The sequence below is a fragment of the Paracoccus sp. M683 genome, from assembly GCF_007096355.1.
Lineage (GTDB): Bacteria > Pseudomonadota > Alphaproteobacteria > Rhodobacterales > Rhodobacteraceae > Paracoccus.
Genome location: NZ_VKDF01000010.1, coordinates 90,277 through 111,386, shown reverse-complemented (window position 1 = coordinate 111,386; position 21,110 = coordinate 90,277). Strand labels below are relative to the sequence as shown.

General features: G+C 63.7%; 18 protein-coding genes. 9 read left to right on the top strand and 9 right to left on the bottom strand.

Features of this window, described 5'->3' with window-relative positions; translation table 11 throughout:
• From FNJ84_RS22555 to FNJ84_RS16740, 5 genes are all read left to right on the top strand, one after another.
• Positions 1–1,080 (top strand): type VI secretion system Vgr family protein (locus tag FNJ84_RS22555; RefSeq protein WP_143794452.1); only part of this gene is annotated, 1,080 nt, incomplete at its 5' end.
• Between the two features lies 1 nt (position 1,081).
• On the top strand, positions 1,082–2,098 hold the full coding sequence (locus tag FNJ84_RS16755; protein ID WP_143794451.1) for a hypothetical protein: 1,017 nt from the start codon (positions 1,082–1,084) through the stop codon (positions 2,096–2,098).
• On the top strand, positions 2,095–4,521 hold the full coding sequence (locus tag FNJ84_RS16750; RefSeq protein WP_143794450.1) for a hypothetical protein: 2,427 nt from the start codon (positions 2,095–2,097) through the stop codon (positions 4,519–4,521). The genes FNJ84_RS16755 and FNJ84_RS16750 overlap by 4 nt, the downstream gene beginning before the upstream one ends.
• Before the next feature lie 45 nt (positions 4,522–4,566).
• A complete protein-coding gene (locus tag FNJ84_RS16745) occupies positions 4,567–5,571 on the top strand; it encodes a DUF2169 domain-containing protein (protein WP_143794449.1) in 1,005 nt (334 codons plus the stop codon).
• Between the two features lie 4 nt (positions 5,572–5,575).
• Positions 5,576–5,974 carry a DUF4150 domain-containing protein gene (locus tag FNJ84_RS16740; protein WP_143794448.1) on the top strand — a complete coding sequence of 133 codons (399 nt, stop codon included), beginning with the start codon at positions 5,576–5,578 and terminating at the stop codon, positions 5,972–5,974.
• Positions 5,975–5,993: 19 nt separating this feature from the next.
• On the opposite strand, the gene FNJ84_RS16735 is transcribed toward FNJ84_RS16740, so the two are convergent.
• The 6 genes from FNJ84_RS16735 to FNJ84_RS16710 are packed head-to-tail and all read right to left on the bottom strand — an operon-like array spanning position 5,994 to position 12,661.
• On the bottom strand, positions 5,994–7,658 hold the full coding sequence (locus FNJ84_RS16735; protein ID WP_255471262.1) for a thiamine pyrophosphate-dependent enzyme: 1,665 nt from the start codon (positions 7,656–7,658) through the stop codon (positions 5,994–5,996).
• A gap of 45 nt (positions 7,659–7,703) precedes the next feature.
• Positions 7,704–8,990: a TRAP transporter large permease gene (locus FNJ84_RS16730; RefSeq protein WP_143794447.1), complete on the bottom strand. Its 1,287-nt coding sequence runs from the start codon at positions 8,988–8,990 to the stop codon at positions 7,704–7,706.
• Positions 8,987–9,526, bottom strand: coding sequence for a TRAP transporter small permease (locus FNJ84_RS16725; protein WP_143794446.1), 540 nt, complete (start codon positions 9,524–9,526; stop codon positions 8,987–8,989). The genes FNJ84_RS16730 and FNJ84_RS16725 overlap by 4 nt, the downstream gene beginning before the upstream one ends.
• Complete coding sequence (dctP, locus tag FNJ84_RS16720; protein WP_143794445.1) at positions 9,523–10,512, bottom strand: TRAP transporter substrate-binding protein DctP; 990 nt, start codon at positions 10,510–10,512, stop codon at positions 9,523–9,525. Before dctP ends, FNJ84_RS16725 begins: the two co-directional genes overlap by 4 nt.
• 45 nt (positions 10,513–10,557) lie before the next feature.
• Positions 10,558–11,511 (bottom strand): hydroxymethylglutaryl-CoA lyase, encoded by a 954-nt coding sequence (locus FNJ84_RS16715; protein ID WP_143794444.1) that lies wholly within the window; start codon positions 11,509–11,511, stop codon positions 10,558–10,560.
• A 1-nt stretch (position 11,512) separates the two neighbouring features.
• Positions 11,513–12,661 (bottom strand): CaiB/BaiF CoA-transferase family protein, encoded by a 1,149-nt coding sequence (locus tag FNJ84_RS16710; protein ID WP_143794443.1) that lies wholly within the window; start codon positions 12,659–12,661, stop codon positions 11,513–11,515.
• Between the two features lie 107 nt (positions 12,662–12,768).
• Here FNJ84_RS16710 and FNJ84_RS16705 point away from each other — a divergent pair, with 107 nt between their 5' ends.
• Positions 12,769–13,704: a LysR family transcriptional regulator gene (locus tag FNJ84_RS16705; RefSeq protein WP_143794442.1), complete on the top strand. Its 936-nt coding sequence runs from the start codon at positions 12,769–12,771 to the stop codon at positions 13,702–13,704.
• A 115-nt stretch (positions 13,705–13,819) separates the two neighbouring features.
• Here the strand turns inward: FNJ84_RS16705 and FNJ84_RS16700 are convergent, their stop codons facing one another.
• Positions 13,820–15,571: an alpha/beta hydrolase gene (locus tag FNJ84_RS16700; RefSeq protein WP_185968573.1), complete on the bottom strand. Its 1,752-nt coding sequence runs from the start codon at positions 15,569–15,571 to the stop codon at positions 13,820–13,822.
• A gap of 210 nt (positions 15,572–15,781) precedes the next feature.
• Complete coding sequence (locus tag FNJ84_RS16695; protein WP_221932002.1) at positions 15,782–16,762, bottom strand: substrate-binding domain-containing protein; 981 nt, start codon at positions 16,760–16,762, stop codon at positions 15,782–15,784.
• A gap of 271 nt (positions 16,763–17,033) precedes the next feature.
• On the opposite strand from FNJ84_RS16695, the gene iolE reads away from it, so the two are divergent.
• Positions 17,034–17,936 carry a myo-inosose-2 dehydratase gene (iolE, locus tag FNJ84_RS16690; RefSeq protein ID WP_143794460.1) on the top strand — a complete coding sequence of 301 codons (903 nt, stop codon included), beginning with the start codon at positions 17,034–17,036 and terminating at the stop codon, positions 17,934–17,936.
• Positions 17,937–18,000: 64 nt separating this feature from the next.
• Here the strand turns inward: iolE and FNJ84_RS16685 are convergent, their stop codons facing one another.
• Positions 18,001–18,456 carry a MarR family winged helix-turn-helix transcriptional regulator gene (locus FNJ84_RS16685; RefSeq protein ID WP_143794439.1) on the bottom strand — a complete coding sequence of 152 codons (456 nt, stop codon included), beginning with the start codon at positions 18,454–18,456 and terminating at the stop codon, positions 18,001–18,003.
• 323 nt (positions 18,457–18,779) lie between these two features.
• Between FNJ84_RS16685 and FNJ84_RS16680 the strand changes: the two genes are divergently transcribed.
• Complete coding sequence (locus tag FNJ84_RS16680) at positions 18,780–20,018, top strand: aromatic ring-hydroxylating dioxygenase subunit alpha (protein ID WP_143794438.1); 1,239 nt, start codon at positions 18,780–18,782, stop codon at positions 20,016–20,018.
• Between the two features lie 4 nt (positions 20,019–20,022).
• On the top strand, positions 20,023–21,108 hold the full coding sequence (locus FNJ84_RS16675) for a hybrid-cluster NAD(P)-dependent oxidoreductase (protein WP_143794437.1): 1,086 nt from the start codon (positions 20,023–20,025) through the stop codon (positions 21,106–21,108).
• The last annotated feature ends 2 nt before the right edge of the window (positions 21,109–21,110 follow it).

The window sequence follows — 21,110 nt, the reverse complement described above, 5'->3', positions numbered from 1 at the left end:
GGGGACAGCTATCTGTGCCTGTCGGCCAGCCATCATTTCGTGTCCGAGGCTTACGGCTCGGGCGGTCCGGGCAGCGACGGCTATGCCTTTACGGGCAGCTATGTGCTGATGCCGGACACGGCGCCGATGGTGCCGCCGCGGCGAACGCCGGCGGCGCTGGTGCAGGGCCCGCAGACGGCGGTGGTTGTCGGCGAGGGCGAGATCGACTGCGACGAGTTCGGGCGCATCCTGGTGCGGTTTCACTGGGATCTGGCGGGGGCCTTCTCGATGCGCTGCCGGGTCAGCCAGAACTGGGCCGGGGCTGGCTGGGGCGGCATGGTCATCCCGAGGATCGGGATGGAGGTCGTCGTTGAATTTCTGGAAGGCGATCCCGACAAGCCGCTGGTCACGGGCTGCGTCTATAATGGCAAGAACGACACGCCCTATGAACTGCCCAAACACAAGACCCGCAGCACATTCAGGACCGATACCCATCAGGGCGAGGGCTTCAACGAGCTGCGCTTCGAGGATAAGCGCGGCGAGGAAGAGATCTATGTTCACGCCCAAAGGGACCGGAACGAAAAGATCGAGAACAATCAGACCCAACGCGTCGATGTGAACAAGGTCGAAAGCATCGGCCACAACAAATCCAGCGAAATCGGCAACAATCTGATGCAGGTGGTCGACGGCAATATGGAATTGCGCGTCGGCCCGGCCAATGCCGGCACCGTCAGCCCCGCCGGATCCGAACGGCTGGTCGAGGGGATCGGCCCGCGCGCGAACCAGATCGGGCGGCCGGGCGAGGGCCCCAAGGGCCAGGGCAATCTGACCGTCTCGGTCGAGCGCAGCAAGGTCCAGACCATTGGTGAATCGCATTCCGAACGGGTGGGCGACCGCAAGTCGATCAATGTCGGGGCCTCGTATGATCTGTTCGCCAAGCAGCAGATCCATATCGAGGCGGATGAGGAAATCCGCCTGACCTGCGGCCCGACCCAGATCACCATGACCAGCGACGGCAATATCAGGGTGAACGGCAAGAAGATTTTCAATGTCGCCTCGGATCTGATCGAATTGCTGGCCGATAAGGTGAAGGTCAACTGACATGGCCCGTATCGCATATCTTGGCACCGCTGCGGCGGCCGCGATTGCTGCGTTTATTGCCTTTGCCGCCGTTTCTCAGGACAGTTCGATGACGCCGATCACCCCCGAAATCCAGGTCGCCTATCCCGACGCCCCCAGCGCGCTGCAACAGGTTGCGGCCGCCATCCGCGCCGGTCAGCCCCCGGCCCCGGCCGATCTGGCCGCACTGGACACAGCCGCCATCGACGCGCCCTATATCGGCACGGATAACCAAAGGCGTTATCTGCTGAACGATACCCTGCTTTACCGGAACTTTCCGGCGGCCGAGGCACTAGTCGCTGCCGGCGCCGATGTGAACTATGCCGACAACATCATGGTGTTCAACGCGCTGGACATGAGCCAGGGCAGAGAGGCCGTGCCCTTTGTCGATTATTCGCCCGGCATCCCCTTCCTGCGGCTGTATCTGGAAAACGGCGGTGACCCCAATGCGCAGTTCATGCGCGATCAAAGCGGCAATCTGCCGCTGAACCACCAGAACGACAATCTGGAAGGCGTGCTGATGCTGTTGGAACACGGCGCCGATCCGTGGTTGCAGGCACCGACCCCGCAGGGCACGAAGGCCCGCAGCTTCTATGATTCCATCGCCTTTTCCGCCTCGGGGATTGTCGCGGGCGAGATGTTGTTCCGCATCGCCGATGCCGGGCATTTCGCTGGCCAGCCCGTCGACAAGGTGCAGATCGTCTATGATATCTTTGAACGCAGTCTGCTGGACAAGCAGGGGTCGACCCGCAGGGCCGATCTGCATGCCTCGTGGCGGCGCAAGACCATTCTGGCCGCGATCATCGAAACAAGCGGATGGGCGCCGCCGCCCCGCTTGCAGGCGCTGCTGGAAACGCCGACGCCGGATGCCTATGGCGGCTGGCATCTGCGGCCCGATCAGCTGCATTCGGGACCAGAGTTCACCGGCCCGACGATCACTGACGGCACGCTGATCTGGACCCATGCCGATCGCACCCCGCGTCCCCGGCCCGCCGAATGAGCGTCTGCGCAGAATGCCGCGAACGGCCGCGGGTCCGCATCGCTGTTGGCATCATCGAAACGGCTGATGCCCTTGGGGTCCCGCCGCTGGATCTGGCCACGGCGATTTCCTATGAAACGGCGGGATCATTCGATCCGCGCAAGCGTGGTCCCACGACGCAATGGGGTCAGCACCGCGGGCTGATCCAGTTCGGCGAGCCGCAGGCAAAGGAATTTGGCGTCGACTGGAACAACCCCATCGACAGCCAGCTGGGGCCGAATGGCGCGGTGGCCAAATACCTGCGAAAGACCGGCGTGCGCCCCGGTCATGGGTTGCTTGAGATCTACTCGGCCATCAATGCGGGCGGCGTCGGGCGCTATTCCGCGACGGATGAGAATAATGGCGGCGCGCCCGGCACCGTGCGCGACAAGGTCAACAGGATGCAGCGCGACGGGCACCGCGCCAATGCCGAACGCCTGCTGCGCCTGGCCGAGGATTGCAGCTGCCTGAACCGCACCAGCACCAACCCCACCATCATTCTGGGCGATCAGGACATGACACCCTGCCTGCGCAAGGCCGGGCTGTTCGCCATCCGCGTCTATCACAACCCGCCTGAAAACGTCGCCCCGGTCCTGCGCCCCGACTATATCGCACTGGATCAGCACTGGGACATCAAGTGGGATCGCGGCCTTGCCGCGACGGGCGCCACGCCCACGAACAAACAGGAATACGCCCAACAGACCGGCGAGGCATCGGGTGGTTTCGACGGCACCACCATCCGCGACGTCGAAACCGTCCGGCAGGATTCCGGGTTCTATTGCCTGCTTGTCTCGCCCAAGCTGGCGACCGACCCCCAGGGGAATCCGACCTGCCCCCCGGTTCTGGCCTATCGCGGCAGTGAATTGCAGGACGAAGAGTTTCGCGGCCTTGCGCTGGCGCTGCGCCTGCGATCCGAAGTGCTGCTGCGCCGGCGTGACGGTGCGGGCACGCTTGACGACGGCCGCATCCTGTCGCGCGGCACGATCTTCTGGCCCTTTCACCTCGGCGCGGGCTGGGAAGAGGCCGTGGCGGCCACTGAAAGCACCGAGGATCTGACGGGTTGGGCCAAGATTCGCGAAAGCATCGGCGAGGTGGGCGATACGATTCGCGACATCAATGCGGCCCCGACACGGCTGATCCGAAGCCTGTGGAACCACACCGAACTGGACGTGCTGCCCGACACCGCCAATGACGCGACCGACCACAACGAGTTGTTGCCCGAGCGCCTGGCCGAGCAGCTTGAAGCACTGGACATCCCCGAAACCCGGACGGTGCTGCACGCGTCCGGGCTGACGCGGCGACCACCGACCACCCGGCTGATGCGCCTTGCCGAAGACATGATGGGCGGCGAAATCTGGACCCGTTACAACGCCTATCTGTCGCTGCATTACAGTGAAAATGGCGATTGGGCGGCGAATGTCATGCAAGCCATGGGCAAGGTTGGCGCACAATACAAAGCCGCCATACAGGCGGTTGACGACGCCATCCCCGAGGCCCAGGCCCGTGGCAACAGGCTGAACATCACCGGCCATTCGCTTGGCGGTGGGCTGGCGCAGGCGGCGGCGCTGTATTGCCGAAAGCGCTATCCCGAAATCAGGCTGGGTTGCCAGATCTTCAATGCCGCCGGTCTGCACGAGAACACCGCCCAGCAAGAGGCGGACAGCACCCGCGAAGACGGCCTGTCGGTTCCCATCTTCTCAAAGCAGGTCTCGGGCGAGTTGCTGACAACCGCCCAGACCCCCGGCGGCTTCCCTCTGGTCTGGGACATCTTCCGCTGGCAGGGCGTGACGATCCCGAATGCGATTGGCGTGGCCGATCTGCGGCAGGGCATCAGCCCCGGTCCCTTCCCGGTTGGCGGCGAGGCTGAATCGCAGTTCGATTTTCGAACGCCCGTGCCCGCCTATGAACTGGCCGAAGGCAAGGATGTGCCCGATGGTCAGTTGCTACCGCTTGTCTTTCCGCTGGCCGCGCAGACCCGTTACAAGGATCCCGCGCGGCATCAGGTGGCGACCGGCCAGACCGAAGGCACCGGAACGGCGCCGACCGAAGACGAGGCTGCGGAACTGGACCTGCTGAAATATGACCAAACGGGGCGGATGACCTTCCCGCATATTCAGGCGATTGCCGGCCTTGCGACCAATGCCCCCGATTTTCAGACATTCGCATCCGAGGCCGCCAGCTATCTGATGAACGCACTGGACGAAGACACCCGCGACGCGTCGCTGATTGACCAGATAAGTCCGCTTTCCGATCTGATGCGGATGTATGCTGGCGCGCGCAAGACCTATGACGCCTTCAAGGTCGAGGTTGATCGCATTAGTCAATTGGGCGGTCTTTCCGGCTCTTATCACCCGATGGATATTGGCGGCTCGACCTTCCTGCGACCGCCCAAAGAGGAACTTTAGTGGGGCGGCGCCGGTGACGGCGCGCCCTCATATTGCAACAGGCCGATGAAAACGACATCCACGCTTCCGCTGTCTCATATCAGCTTTCCGCATTGGCACACCGACGACAGCGAGGTCGGCGTCGTGGTGGCAAAGGCCGCCTTCGTGCTGTCGACCGATGGCGCACGGGTAACGCGGCCCCCCGCCCTGGACATGGCCGATCTGTTCGAGGGCGACCCCGCCACCAGCGCATTGTCGCGCGAACAGGACATCGCGCCGTTCAAGCCAAGAACAGACCTGACGATCCGGGGCAGCGCCCGCAGCTTTGACAATGCGGCCCGGCGTGACTGGCCGGTTTCGATCAGCATTCCTGACCGGCTGTCCTATGGCTTTCATGTGCGCGGGCCGTCGCGCTGGCACAAAACCGGTTCGCGCTGGCAGCTTGGCCAGCCCGAACTGGCGACCGAGGTGCCGCTGACCTATGCGCTGGCCTATGGCGGTTCCACCAGGCAGGGCGATCAGGTGGTGTTCTTTGATCAGAACCCCGCCGGGCAGGGCTTCATGACCGAGGTTGCCGCGCGGGATCTGGATGGCTGGCCCGCGCCGCAGATCGGGCTGCTGGCAGAGTTCGCGGCCGCCCAACCCTTCACGCCCATGGCCGTGCATGGCACGATGCCACTGGCAAAGGGCTGGCTGCCGCGCCGGGCCAGTGCGGGCACCTTTGACGCGGCCTGGGAACGCAACCGCCATCCGCGCATGCCGTTGGACTATGATCTTGGCTTCTGGAACGCCGCTCCGCTGCGCTTGCAGATCGCGCCGCATCTGCAAGGAGACGAGACCCTGCTGCTGCGCGGCGTCTCGCATCTGCATGAAACGCTGACGCTGGCCTTGCCCAAGGTCGGTCTTGCCTTGCAATCGCACCCGACCGGCGACGCGATCCCCATGGTGCTGGACACGGTGGATATCGACGTCGCGACGATCGACCAGGGCCACGCCACCGTCACGATGCTGTGGCGGGCGCTGGTGGCCGACCGCGACGCCTTTTTCCCCGCCGAGATCGTAAGAGGTTGAAAAGATGCAATCCGCCGCACGTCATTCCGGCAAGAATGCCACCATCGTCTGCCTGGCCCCCGATGTCTGCAAGACCCAGGTGGGCGGTTCGGCCGTGCCGATCCCCTATATGATCATCTCGCGGCTGGACTGGTCGGAACGGACCGTCAGCAGCATCCAGCTGACCGGGCTGAAGGCCTTCAACATGAACGCCCGCACCAACAAGGTCACCGGAAACGAGCCGGGCAAGATGGGCGGCGTCAAATCCGGCGTGAACCTGGGCTGGTGCCGGCCGCAATCGAACAAGGTCGACATCTTTATCGACGGGGCCGAGCTGATCCAGAACGACAACCTGTACGAGATGAACTGCAACGGCCCCGACGGGCCGGGGAACACGATCGGCCGGCTGGTCTATTACGAATAGGCGCGGCGATGCCGGGACATCAGCCGGCCATTGGCGCAGGGTGGATAAAGGGCCAGGGAGAGCTGTCAGCGCCGCGCGGCACCGGCACCTCGATCACCACCGGCTCGTCGGCCTGCAACGCCTCGGCCAGCACGGCACGCAGCTGCTGCGGCCCCTCGGCGCGGCTGGCGCGCAGGCCAAAGGCCCGCGCCAGGGCGACGAAATCGGGGTTTTCCAGATCAGCCCCCAGCAGCCGGCTGTCATATTGCATCTGCTGGTCCCGCCGGACATTGCCATAGGCCGAGTTGTTAAAGACGATGGCGATCACCGCGATGTTGAACTGCTTGGCCGTGGCCAGTTCCTGCACACCGAACATGAAGCCGCCATCCCCTGAAACCGAGATCACCTTCTTGTCGGGATTGCCGATCTTCACGCCAAGCGCGGTGTTGAAACCAAAGCCCAGATTGTCCTGATAGGCGCAGGTCACATATTGCCGGGGTCCGTAGACGGGAAAGCACATGCGCGCGGTAAAGCCCACCTGGCTGACCTCTTCCACGAAAAACCCGTCGCGGGGCAGCAGGTCGCGGATGACGCGCAGATAGCTTTCGGCCGGCTGAACGCCACGCAGGTCGGCATCGGCCGCCGCCCGCAGCGCCGCCAGCTGCGTTTCGCGCGAAGGTCGCGGCGGGTCGTTGGCCAGATGCTGCAACAGTGCCGTCAGGCCAAGGGTCGCATCCGTCACCAGACCCAGATCGGGTTTCAGCCGCACCATCTCGGTCGGGTCGATGTCAAGGCGCAGCACCTTCAGCCCCGGCGGCATCCAGCGCCAGCGGAAATATTGCAGTTCCAGCCGGGACCCGATGCCGATCAGCAGGTCGCAATCCTGCCAGTATCGCCAAGCCGCCGGTGGCAGCAGGGCCAGCGGATCGTCATCGGGCAGAACCCCCTTGCCCGAGCGGTGCGCGCTTACCGGTGCCTGAAGCTGGCGGGCCAGCGCCGCCAGCTGACCCTCGGCCCCGATCGCGCCGGACCCGACCATGATCAGCGGATTTCTGGCCGCCCGGATCATGTCCACCGCCGCCGCGACCTGATCGGGATCGGGTTCGGGCGCTGGCAGGGGCCGGGCCGGTTCAGGCGGCGCCACCTCGGCCGACATGCCGAACACGTCCCAGGGCGCCTCGATCCCCACCGGGCGCTGGCGTCCCGACAGCATCTGGCGAAAGGCTTCGTCCATCTTGGCGGCCGCCTCGGTCGGATGGTCGATCCGGTCGGCCCATTTCGTCAGCCCCCGCAGCGTCGCCAGATGGTCGGGCAGTTCATGCAATTGCCCCCTGCCCTGCCCGATCAGGTGGGACATGATGTCCCCGGTCACGCAAATGACCGGCGCATTGCCACCATAAGCCGTGCACAGCGCCGCGCCCGAGTTCAGCAGCCCCGGCCCCGGCACGACCGTATAGGCCCCCACCCGCCCCGTCGATTTGGCATAGCCATAGGCCATATAACCCGCGCCCTGTTCGTGGCGCGTATGGATGAAGCGGATGCCGCTTTCACGGGCCAGCGCATCGTTGAAGTCATACATATGCGCGCCTGGTATCCCGAAAACGGTATCCACACCATTGACGGTCAGCGATCTGGCGATGATCTCGCCCGTGGTCATGCGCGGCATCTGCGGCTCCTGCCCGTTGCGGTTCGTGATCCCCAGCATCAGGATAATGACCCCGTGGTAAAGCCCCGGCGCGGCGGGCGCCGATCAGAACCGGAACCCGGCCATTTGCGGCAGCCAGGTGGCAAGGCCCGGAACGGCCATGATGGCCAACATCCCGCCGATCATCAGCAAGACGAACGGCGCCGCGCCACGGATCACCACCGAAAGCGGGCTTTGGGTGATACCCTTGATGACAAACAGGTTCATGCCCACCGGCGGCGTGATCATCGCCAGTTCCAGATTGATCATAAGCAGGACGCCATACCAGATCGGGTCGATCCCAAGCGCATGCATCGAGGGCAGCAGGATCGGCGTTGTGATCAGGATGATGGCGATGCTTTCCAGAAACATTCCCATGACGAAGATCATCGCCATGACGATCAGCATGAACATCAGCGGCGTCAGGTTCAGCGCCACGATCCATTCCGAAATCGCATTGGGCAAGCGGATGATGGTGATCGCGTTCCCAAACACCGCCGCGCCAGCGATGATGGCAAAGACCATCAGCGAGGTCAGCACCGTGTCCTTCAGGCAGTCCGCGATGACCCGCAGGCCCAGATTGCGATAGACCAGCAACCCCACCAGCAGCGCATAAAAACAGCCGACAGCGGCAGCCTCGGTCGCGGTGAAGATGCCGAAATAGATGCCGCCCATGACGACAGGTGGCATCATCAGCGCCCAGATCGACTTGTTCATCGCCCGCAGCACCGCGCCCCAACCGGGGAAAGGCGCGCTTTCGATGCGCTCGTCTCGCCGGGCGCTCATCAGGCAGTACACGGCAAAGATCAGTGCCAGTAGCAGCCCCGGAATGATGCCCGCCAGAAACAGCGCGCCGATCGAGGCATTGGCGACCACGGCATAAAGGATCATCGGCCCCGAAGGCGGGATCAGGATCCCCAGCGTGCCCCCGGCGGCAACCAGGCCAAGCGCGCTGCGTTCGGGGAAGCCGAATTTCTTCATCTGCGGAATGGCCGTCTGGCCGATCGACACCGCCGTCGCCACGGACGAACCCGAAATCGCCGCAAAGATCGTGCAGCTGAGGATCGTTGCCACACCGATGCCGCCCTTTACATGGCCCACCAGCGTATTGGCCATCTCGAACAGATCATCGACCGCGCCGGACCGGATCATCAACTGCGCCATCAGGATGAACAGCGGAATGGTCAGCAGGACCGGCGAATTGAGATGCGAGAACACCGTGTCAGCCATGCTTTCGACCGAGCCCTCGGCCCAAAGCAGGATGGCCGATCCGGTCAGCATCAGCGCCACAAAGATCGGGATGCCCGACAGCAACAGCACCAGAAGGATCGCGATGATGATAATGCCGGTCATGGCTGTTCCCCCGTCAGGCCGCGCAGGATGCGGATGATCGCGGCGATGCCCAGCACCACTCCGCCCAGAACCATCGGCGCCTGCGCGATCCAGATCTGGATCTCCAGCGGGCCGGTCGAATAGGTGCCAAAATCGCGGTTGAAGATCACCGTATGCCAGGCCGACCATGTGAACAGGCCGGCACAGACCAGAACGCTGAAATCCGACCAGATCGCCAGCGCGCGGCGGCTGCCGGGCCCGGCCGAAGTCGTCAGGATGTCGACGCCGATATGACGCTGCATCAGCAGCGCGCAGCCCAAGCCACAGCACAGTTGTCCGACGACCAGATAGCCGGTCAGCTCATCCACGCCATTCAGCGGCGTGCCCAGCACATAGCGATAGAACACCGCGACCAGAACCGCGACGAAACCGATGACCACCAGCACCGCCGCAAGCGCCGCGACCGCATGGGTCAGCCCCTCGGCCGCACGCAGGGTTCCGGTCAGGGCGCGGGCCATGGCACCACCGGCCTTATGCGAGGGATAGGCCTGCGTCACTGGCCCATTCCATCGACAAGTTGCAGCAGCTTCTGCACGTCCTCGCCGCCCTCGGCGATGAAGGCCGCGTCGAAAGCAGGCTGCATGATCGCCTTCAGTGCCTCGTCTTCCTCGGCCGTGCTGACATGCAGCTCGACCCCTTCGGCGCGCAGCATGTCGGGCATCAGCGCCTCGTTTTCCAATGCGGTGTCGATGGCCCATTGCGCGGCAGACTTGCCGGCCTGGTCCAGCGCCGCCTTGGAGGTATCGCTGAGGCCGTCATAGAACCTGCCATTCACATAGCCGTTGAAAAAGACCGAAATCACCGGCGTCGTGACCATGTATTTCTGCACCTCATAGTATTTCCGGGCATAGGCAGCGGCGATATCGGTCAGGCCGGCGTCAATCACACCGGTCGCCAGCGCCTGATAAACCTCGGATCCGGGCATCGAGCTGGTCGCAGCACCAAGCGCGGTCAATCCGCTGTCAAAGGCCGGGTTCAGGCCGCGGATCTTGACGCCCCTGAAATCGGCAGGCGCGATCAGCGGGCTGTCGCTGGAGGTGAAGACATTCACCCGGTTCTGAAACAGCCAGGCGACGTTATGAAGCCCCTTTTGCGCCATCAGCCCGTCCAGAAAGGCCGCGGGTTCGGATTCGGGCCATGCACGCCACATCTCGACATCACCGAAGGCATAGGGCCGCAGGGTCACGTTCATCGCCGGCAGGGTCTTGCCCCATTGGAAATTGACCGAGAACGCGCATTCAAAGCTGCCCTTGGCGACGGCGGGAATATTCTCTTCGGGCTTTGCCAGGGCATTCGCGCCAAAAAGCACCACGTCCAACTCCCCTCCTGACAGGGTCTCGACCTCGGCCGCCCATCTGTCGATCACCTTTGCAACCTCGTGCTGAGGCGGCAGCTGATGGCTGCACCGCATTTCGGTTGCGGCAAGGGCGGGCAGCGCCGCAATGCAAAAGGCGGTCGTGGTCAGAAAGATGCGGGTTTTCATAGGTCTCCTCCCAAAGATCCCGATGCGATGATGTTGCTGTGGCGCTCAGGCCGCCGCCGCGCGCCAGTTCAGGCCGGCGGGCGCGCCTGCCTGCGCCAGGGTTCCGTGCAGTGTTTCCTCCGGCATCGCCTGTGCCAGGATGTCGCGAATGGGGATCAGGGCGTCCAGATCCACGCCGGTCGGGAAACCCGATGTTTCCATCAGATAGACCAGATCCTCCATCACCACATTGCCGGTCGCGCCGGGGGCAAAGGGACAGCCCCCCAGCCCGGCCAGCGAGGCGTCGAAAATTCGCGCCCCGGCCTGCAAGGCGGCCATGGCGTTGGCGATGCCCATGCCCCGTGTGTCATGCAGATGAACCACATAGGGGCGGTCGCCCAGTGCCGAGGTCAGCCGGCTGCAAAGCGCGGCGATCTGGCGCGGGCCGGCATATCCGACGGTATCGGCAACACCGACCAGATCGACACCGATATCCAGACAGCGCTGAACCAGCCTTTCGACCTCGGCCGGATCGACCCAGCCAGACAGCGAACAACCGAAAGCCATCGCGATACCGACATTGATCAGCGTGTCCGACCCGGCCTCGTCGCGCATCCTTACGGCATTTTCGATCTCGGCCAGCGATTGTTCGCGTGACCGCCTGGCATTGGCCAAATTGTGCTGTTCGGTAGCCGACAGCACCACCGTCAACTCGGACAGACCGGCTTGCAGCGCATCGCTTGCGCCCCGCTGGTTCAGCGCCAGCCCAAGCGACCATGCCCCGCCCAGATCGTTCACCAGATCGGTCATCTGGCGAATATCGGCGAATTGAGGATAGCGGCTGGCCGGCAGGAACGACCCCACCTCGAAATGCCGTATCCCGGCCGCATATTCGCGGCGGATCCAGTCCGCCTTTGCCGTGGTAGAGGGATAGGTCCTGGTCAGCTGCAACCCGTCGCGCAAACCAACCTCGCGCAGGATCGGCCGGCCCGGTGCGTAGATATCGGTCAGCTTGCTCATCTCAGGCCCTTTCCATCCTGGGCAGGGCAGCCAGAACCTCGTCCGTGTGCTGGCCGATCGCTGGCAGATCGACGTTCCGGGGATGCGGTGAAACGCCATCCACCGAATAGGGCAGCCCCGGTGCGCGCAGCACCTTGCCATCGCCGTAATGCGACATCAACAGCCCCCCCGGACGCAGCACATGGGGGTCGTCATACATCTCGGCCGGACGCGCGATGGGCGAACACAGGACCGAGGCCGCCTCGCAAGCCGCCAGAAATTCGCGATAGTCCCGGCCCCCGATCGCATCGGCAATGATCGGCAGGGTCCAGTCGCGCGCCTCGATCTGTTGCGGGCGCGTCTGAAGCCGCGGATCGGCCAGCAGGTCATCCAGCGCGAGAACCCCGCAAAGTGCTGTCCATTGCGTTTCGGTCACGGCACCGACGAAAACCTGTCGTCCCCCGGCGGTCTGGAAAATGTCATAGACGGGCCAGGAAAAGACCCGTTCGGGCATGGGCGGGCTTTCGGTGCCCTCGATATCGAATTGCACCATATGCTGCGCGACCAGCAGCAGGCAGTTCTCGAACAGACCGGCGCGAACCACCGCGCCTTCGCCGGTCTTTTGCCGGCCGATCACCTCGCCCAGAACGCCGAACGCCGCGAACAACCCGCCCATGATGTCGTTGGCCGATGACCCGATCCGCAGCGGGCGCCCGGTCGGGCCGGTCATATAGGCCATGCCGGTCATCATCTGGACAAGCTCGTCCATGGCGGCGCGATTTTCATAAGGCCCCTTCAGAAACCCCTTGCAGGACGCCACGATCAGCCGGGGAAAGCGGGCGCGCAGACTGTCCGGGTCCAGCCCCATCTTGCGCAGGCTTTCTTCGCGGAAATTCTCGACAAAGGCATCGGCGGTGGTCAGCAGACGTTCCAGATCGGCACGGCCCTGATCGGATTTGATATCCAGAACGACGGATTTCTTGCCCCGGTTGAAGGTCGGGAAAAAACCCGAGCCCATGCCGGTCAGATTGCGCGTCTTGTCGCCTTCGGGCGGCTCGACCTTGATCACCTCGGCGCCCAGAAAGGCCAGGAACATGCCGCAGGCCGGCCCCATGATCATGTGGCTCATCTCAACGACGCGAAACCCCTCAAGCGGCAATGATGCTGGCATCCGATCCTCCCTGATCTGTGGGAATATCCTGTTGCAGGGGCATGGTTCTTACAAATAGAACTTTCTAAAGATAGCATTCTGATTTTTGTAACTCTGGATGGATCACCATGCCGCTCAGCCTGCGTCAGCTGCGTTATTTCGCACAGATCGCGAAATCGGGGGTGATGGCCCATGCCGCCGAGGATCTGGGCGTGGCCCAATCCGCGCTAAGCCATCATGTCGCCGAACTTGAGGTGCTGCTGGGCGTGAAACTGTTCGACCGCAAGCCGCGCGGTGTCGCGCTGACCGCGGCGGGCGAGCGGCTGTATCAGCATGCCGCCGCCATCATCGCCTCGCTGGACAAGGCCGAGGCGGATGTGCGCGGCTTTACCGAAACGGCATCCGGGCCGATCAGGCTGGGCCTGTGCCACACGGCAATCGGGCTGCTGTCCTTTCCGATCATGCAGCGATGCATTTCTGACCTTCCGGGTGTGTTTCTGAACATGACCGAGGGCGGAAGCGGCCAATTGATCGCGCGGCTGGAACGGGGCGAGCTGGATATGGTCGTCGGCTATAACCCGCCCGATGACAGCCGCTTTTCCACCCTGCCGCTGCTTGAGGAACAGATGTATCTGATCGGCACGCGCGACATCATCGGCGCGGAAGACGGCCCGATTGCCTTTGCCCGGATCCCGCGCGGCAAGGTCATCGGGCTGAACACCGTCCGCGCCTCGCGCGCGATCATCAACAGCCATCTGTTGCGCCGCCAGATCGAGCCCAGCCCGCATCTGGAACTGGATTCGCTGACCGCCATCGTCAAGGCGATGCGCGCGGGCTTTGGGTGCAGCATTCTGGCGCGGGCAACTGTTCGGGACGAGCTTGCCAGCGGAAACCTTCACGCCCGCCAGATCGTCGATCCGGTGCTGAAACGCGGGCTGTTCCTGATAAGCCCCGCCGACACCGCCAAGACGCAGGCCGAGAACGCGATCCGCGACCTGGTCATCCAGTCGGTTCGCACGGCATTGTCGGATGGCAGCTGGCCGGGGCGGTCGCTGATGCCGTGACGCCCGCGCCACAAGGCCAACCCATCGGCGCGCGATCGGGGCAGGACGGCGCAATGCCTGCCGGGCACCGCGCCGCCTTGCCTTTCATCCTGTCATCACCTGATCGACGCGCGCCTTAACTGGCCCTGACATAGCTGCCCGGTGCGGGCTCGATCACGGGCAGACCGCCCTTGGCCGGATCATAGGCGGGCACCTTCTTGCCCGGACTGCGGGCCGCGATCCAATCCGCCCAATGCGGCCACCATGACCCCTCGTGCTTATCGGCACCGGCCAGCCAGTCCTGCGGCGTTTCGGGATAGCGCTGGCCGGTCCAGAAGCCGTATTTCGGCCGTTTCGCAGGCGGATTGATCACCCCGGCGATATGGCCGGAACCACCCAGAACAAAGCTGGTTTCCCCGCCCAGCAATCCCACCGTCGGATAGATCGAGGGCCAGGGGGCGATGTGGTCCTCTTTCGTGGCAAGCACATAGAAGGGAATCTTGATCTTGCCGATGTCGATGGGCACGCCGTCCATCTTCAGGTGGCCCGGCTTGCGCAGCCCGTTCTCGATATAGATCTTCTCCAGATACCACAGCAGCATGGCCGCAGGCAGCCGGGTGCTGTCGCCGTTCCAGTAAAGCAGATCGAAGGCCGGCGGCTTGCGGCCCATCAGATAGTTCATCACATGGAAAGACCAGATCAGGTCATTCTCGCGGATCATCGAGAACATGTCCTGTAAGTGATGGTTTTCCAGATAGCCCTTTTCGGCCATGTGTTCGCGCAGCACCTTCAGCCGGTCGCGGTCGATGAAAACGCCGATCTCGCCCACATCGGTGAAATCAACCATCGTGGCCAGCGTCGTCGCGGTCTTGACACGCTCGTCACCCTTGGCCGCCATATAGGCCAGCGTCGCCGTCACAAGAATGCCGCCGATGCAGAAACCCAGAATGTCGAATTCATTCTCGCCCGTCGCGTCGTGGATCTTGTCCAGCGCCTCCAGCGGACCAAGGCGCATGTAATCCTCGAAGCTCAGCTCGGCATGCTGCTGGGTCGGATTGACCCAGGAAATCAAAAAGACGCTGTGCCCCTGTTCCAGCATGAAGCGGACAAGGCTGTTATCCGGCTTCATGTCGAAGATGTAGAATTTGTTGATCCACGGCGGCACGAACAGCAGCGGGCGCTTGAACTGGGTCTTGGTCAGCGGCGCATAATGGATAAGCTGCATCAGATCGTTCTGCCAGATCACCTGCCCCGGCGTCGTGGCCAGATCGCGCCCGACCTCGAACGCCTGACGGTCGGTCATGTTGATGTCCAGCCGCCCGTCGCCACGTTCCAGATCGTCCAGCAGGTTGCCAAAGCCGTCCAGCAGGCTGCGGCCCTCGGTTTCCAGAAACCGCTGACGCGCTGCGGGGTTCAGCGCCAGATAGTTGCTGGGCGACAGCGCACTAAGCAATTGGCGGGTATAGAAGCCGACGCGCAGACTGTCCTTGCTGTCCTGCGGCAAGGTCTCGATCAACCGGTCGGCGGCATTCTCGATGGCCAGATGCACATCGCGCAGGCCACGGCTGACCGGATCGCCATCCCAACGATCATCGCGAAAGCGCCGGTCCTTGCTGCCTTCGCCCTGCCCCGACCAGGCGCCGATCCAGGCCTGCGCGCTGTCGGCCCACAGGTCCATCTGGAACCGCGCCAGCGCAAAGGGATCACCCGCCAGTTGCACACCCGCACGGGCATAGGCCTGCGCCACGGTCCCGGCGTCGAGAACCGAGAACTCGCGTCCCGTCGCCTTGGCCATGGCCGCCGCGCCGCTGCGCTGCGCCAGATTTTGCGCGCGCTGCATCAGCTGGGCGAACTCGCTGGTTTGCTCGGCGATCCTTGTCTGGTCCATCCTGGTCTTTCCTCCCCATCGGGCTTTGCGCATCAGCCCAGCCTTGCACGATGCGGGACGAGCAGATTCCCCTGATCCGCTGCCCCACTGTCGGGGGATGGTAGCACCGGATTGGCCGATCGTCTGCACCGTCGCACGGCCCCGGACAGGGGGACGAAAAGGGGCGCAAGGCAGCGCCCCCCGCGCGGCGGAAAGCGGCCGGGCCTGCCGTCAGCAGGCACCCGCATCGACGCCGGCAATGGTCGCGTCGATATTCGCGGCATCGACGATGACCGGCCCGGTCAGGATCGGCTTGCTGGGCGGATCCATCGCGTAATTGACATAGGAATCCAGCAGAAACACAGCCAGATAACCCTGCATATAGCCCAGCTGATCCACCGCGAAGGCCTGCGTGCCATCCTTGATCCGGTACAGGCTGGCACCGTCAAGGTTGAACGTCCCCAGCATCACCCGTTCGGCCGCGCCCGACTGCGCGATCGCCGAGGCGCCGCTGTTGGCATGCTGGCTGCCCTGTGTGATGACCGCGTCGATGCTGTCATCTTGCAGCAAGGTTGCCTTGATGGCCTCGGACACCGCCGTCGGGTCGCCAAAGCTGCTTGCCGGCAGCGGCAATTGCCTGGCCGCCGCGCCATTTTCGGTTGCGGCGTCGATGATGCCCTTGCAGCGCGCCTCCAGATTGGCGGCTTCGGGAAAGGTGTTTACGCAGAGCACGTTCTTCGCACCGTTCCGCGAGGCATACTCACCTGCGGCCAGACCAGCGGAGTAATCCTTGGTTCCGACATAGTTGATCGCGCCCAGTTCCTGCGCCTTCTCGGTACCGCCCGCATTGCAAAGCAGGACAGGGATGCCGGCGTCACGCGCGGCCTGCAACGCCTGATCCTGCGCCTCTGGCACCCAGTTCGGTGCGGCGATGCCGTCGACATTCTGGCTGACCGCCGTGCGGATCAGCTCGGCCGCGTCGGGCCCCAGATTGTCACAGCTTTGCAAGGCCGGATAATTGACCGAGCCGCCGCGCGCCGTAACCAGCTGGCCGGCATCGTCGACACCACGCTTGACCTTGGCAAAGAACGGATCGTCCGCCTTGCCGCCGACAATCGCGATCCTGGCGCCCTCGGCCATGGTGCCGGCGGGGCAACCGGCGATGATGATCCCGGCCAGCGCGGTATTCCGCATCAGCTTTCTGAACGTCATGGGTTTCCTCCTCTGCATTTAAGGTGGCGGGACAGGCCTAACCAGGAAGGCGCACAAGGTGCTGGGTGCGGCCGGGCCGTCGCGCGCGACCTATGCTGGGCGGTCGAGGGCAACGGCACCACATCAGGCCTGATCGAAAGCCATCATCGCCCGCGCACCGCACATTCCCTTTTCCGTCGTGCCGGCTGACAAGCGCGTTATGGTGGCGCCGGGCAGCATCGAGGGCCCCGCCGCGCATCCGGCCACCGTCGCAAAGCCAGGAGGATATTCCGTGATCCTGTATGGCACCAACCCGATTGCCTGGGCCAATGACGACGACCAGACCATCGGCGCCCATATCCCGACCCGCCAGATCCTGCACGAGGCCGGCCGGTTGATCGGCTTTGACGGGATCGAAAACGGCCATCGCTGGCCGCAGGATCCCCAGGCACTGAGGCAATTGCTGGGCGAATATGGTCTGCGCTTCATCTCGGGCTGGTATTCGACGGCCCTGCTGACCCGGACCGTCGAGGCCGAGATCGACGCGGTGCAGCCGCATCTGGCGCGGCTGAAGGCCAATGACTGCACCGTCTGCATCACCTGCGAATGCTCGAATACGGTACATGGCGATCCGAATGTGGCGGTGAACGACCGGCCGGTGCTGACACCGGCCGGGATGACCGCCTTTGGCGCAAAGATCGAGGCCTTCGCGGCCTATCTGGCGACGCAGGGGATGCGGCTGGCCTATCATCACCACATGGGAACCGTGGTCGAAAGCCCGCAGGATATCGACGCCCTGATGGCTGCGACCGGGCCGCATACGCATCTGCTGTTCGATGCCGGGCATTGCGCCTTTGGCGGCGGTGATCCGCAGGCGGTGCTGCGCCGACATGCGGGCCGGGTGGCGCATTTCCATGCCAAGAACATCCGCCGCCCGGTGACCGATCGGGTGCGGACACAGCGGCTGTCATTCCTGCACGGGGTTCTGGCCGGTGCCTTTACCGTGCCCGGCGATCCCGAGGGCGAGATCGACTTTGTGCCGCTGCTGCGCATTCTGGCCGAGGCAGGCTATGACGGCTGGCTGGTGATCGAGGCGGAACAGGACCCCAGGCGTCATGCGCCGCTGACCTATCAGTCAATGGGGCTGAGCGCGCTGAAGGCGGCCGCGCGCGACGCCGGCCTGGATCGCGGGTAATCATGGCCGCTGCCCCGGCATGCGGCCCGGCAACGGCCGTCGGGCGAGGCGCTGACGCCTGCCACTAGGGCGCATATCTGTTGCGGACAGCCTGCAACCAGCGCCCGACAACGGCAATTTCTTCCTCGGTAAAGCCTTCGCAAAGCTGACGGTTCACGTCCTTTGCGCGCAAGATCACCTCGTGACGGGTTGCGCGGCCCTCATCGGTCAGCTCGACCAGCGCGGATCGTCCATCCTCGGGGTCGGGCACCCGCCGCACAAGCCCGGATTTCGTCATCCGGTCAACCAGCCCGGTCAGCGAAGGGGCACCCAGATCCAGCAGGCGCGCCAATGCCGACATCGCCACGCCGCCCTCGGTCGGCACCGCCAGCAACAGCCCGATCCGCGCGGCGGTCATGCCCTTGGCGTCCCGCTCGATCCAGGCCTCAAGCCGGCGCTGCGCCGTGGTCAGCAGATAGATCAGCCGCGGCGGTCTGCCGGTCTCGGTCTCGGGATCGGGATCGGGATCGGGCATCGTCATGAACCTGCCGTTGCATTCATTCGCATACGAACGACCAATAGCGGCGCCAGGTATACCGGGTCAAACGCAATTCAGGCGCCCGGTGCAGGCGCGCAGCGGTGTCACGAATCGCCGCAAATGCGCGTGACCCCATGCGGCAGGTCGCAAATTTCTCTCTGGATGTCGTTCGGCGGGAAGTATCGACGCCCGATTCGATGCTGACTGACGGCAAGGAACCGCATGCAGGCTGACCCGTCATGTCCTGCATGCGCCGTTACCGACGACAATGACCCCAGAGATGATCGCCCCGGCCTGACCAGGAAATTTGCGAAGGAACATACCAAATGCTGCGTGAATCGGATGTGCTGTCGATGCTTATGCGCCGCAAACCCAAACATGCGCTGGCGCGCGAGTTGTATGTCGACCCTGGCGTGTTCCAGGCCGATATGGACAATTTGTGGTATCGTGAATGGCTGTTCACCATCCCGTCCTGCGAATTGCCCAAGGCGGGTGATTACGTCGTGCACGAAATAGGCGTCTATTCCGTGGTGCTGGTACGCGGCAATGACGGGGTGATCCGGGCCTTTCACAACACCTGCCGCCATCGCGGATCGGTCCTGTGCAAGACCGCCAAGGGCCGCGGACCGCGTCTGGTCTGCCCCTATCACCAATGGACATATGATCTGGATGGCAAGCTGTTGTGGGCGCGCGACATGGGGCCGGATTTCGACCCCAAGACGCATGGGCTGAAGCCGGTCCATTGTCGCGATGCGGGCGGCATGGTCTATATCTGCCTGGCCGATCAGGCCCCCGATTTCGAGGGGCTGGCGGCGGCGGCGGCGGCCTATATGGGGCCGCATGATCTGGCCAATTCCAAGATCGCCTTTGAAAGCACGATCATCGAACAGGGCAACTGGAAGCTGGTCTGGGAAAACAACCGCGAATGCTATCACTGCGCGGGCAACCACCCCTCGCTGTGCCGCACCTTCCCCGAGGATCCGCGCGCCTTTGGCGGGTTGGGCGAGGGCGAGTTGGCCCCCGAGGTCCTGCAACATATCGAACGCTGCGAAAAGGTCGGCGCGCCCTCGGCTTACAAGATCTCGGCGGCAGGGGATTGGCGCTTCATGCGGATGCCGCTTCTGGGCACGGCGGAAAGCTATACGATGGATGGCAAGGTCGCTGTGAGCAAGCCGAACTCGTCAATCCCGTTCAAGGATGCCGGATCGCTGCTGAAGTTCAAATATCCGGGCACCTGGAACCATTTCCTGTCCGATCACGTCACCCTGTTCCGCGTGACCCCGATCAGCCCGACGCAAACCCAGGTCCGCACCACCTGGCTGGTCCACAAGGATGCGCAGGAAGGTGTCGACTATCAGATTCCGCGCCTGACCGAGGTTTGGGTGGCCACCAATGACGAGGATCGCGAGGTGGTCGAGAACAACCAGCGCGGCATCATGTCGCCCGCCTATGAGCCGGGCCCCTATTCCGAGATCCATGAAGGCGGGGTGATCCAGTTCGTCGACTGGTATGCCGACACGATGATCCGCGCCATGACCGGCGCCCGCGCCATCGCGGCGGAGTAAGGCAATGGCAGCCCCCCACGACCTGACCCTGCACGAGGTCAACCCGATCTGGCGCGACAGCGAGATGCTGGAATGCTGTTCGGTCGTCCCCGAAGCGCCGGATGTGGCCACGATCAGCTTCGTCTCGCCCAGTGGCGCGCAGTTCGCCCATCAGCCGGGGCAGTTCCTGACCTTCGAGCTGCCGGTGCCGGGGGGCACGGTCTGGCGCACCTTCACCATCTCGTCCTCGCCGTCGCGGCCGATGGGTGTCTCGGTCACGATCAAGGCGCAACCCGGCAGCGTGGGCGCGCGCTGGATGCTGGATCACCTGACGCCGGGCATGCGGATCAAGGTCAGCGGCCCGGCCGGCATCTTTACGCTGCCGCAGAAGGAAAAGAAGAAATACCTGTTCATCTCGGCCGGGTCAGGGGTCACGCCGTCACTGGCGATGACCACCTATCTTTTCGATCGCGGCACCGATATCGACGTCACCTTTGTCAACTGCGCCCGCCGCCCGTCGGAAATCATCTGCCGGCAGCAATTGGAGGGGATGGCGGCGCGGGTGCCCTCGATCAAGCTGTATTTCATCGTCGAGGATGATGACCCCTATCGCGTCTGGACCGGATTCCGAGGGCCGCTTAACCAGGTGATGCTGGGCCTGATCGCGGGCGACTATCTGGAACGCGAGGTCTATTGCTGCGGGCCGGAACCGTTCATGGACTCGGTGCGCGACATGCTGATCGCGCTTGGCTATGACATGGCGCATTATCATCAGGAAAGCTTTGCCAAACCGGTCGAGACCGAGGCCGATGCCGAAATCCCCGATGATGTCATTCCCGATGCGCAGGCGGCGGCGCAGGTGGTCTTTGCCGCTTCGGATGTGACCGCCGACTGCCTAGAGACCGACACCGTTCTGGCGGTTGCACGGCAGGCCGGGATCGTCATTCCTTCGGGGTGCACCTTCGGCGTTTGCGGCACCTGCAAGATCCGCAAGATCTCGGGTCAGGTTCACATGGTCCACAGTGGCGGCATCAGCGATGACGACATCGAAGAGGGCTATATCCTGGCTTGCTGTTCCAAGCCGATCGGATCGGTCGCGGTCCAGATCTGACC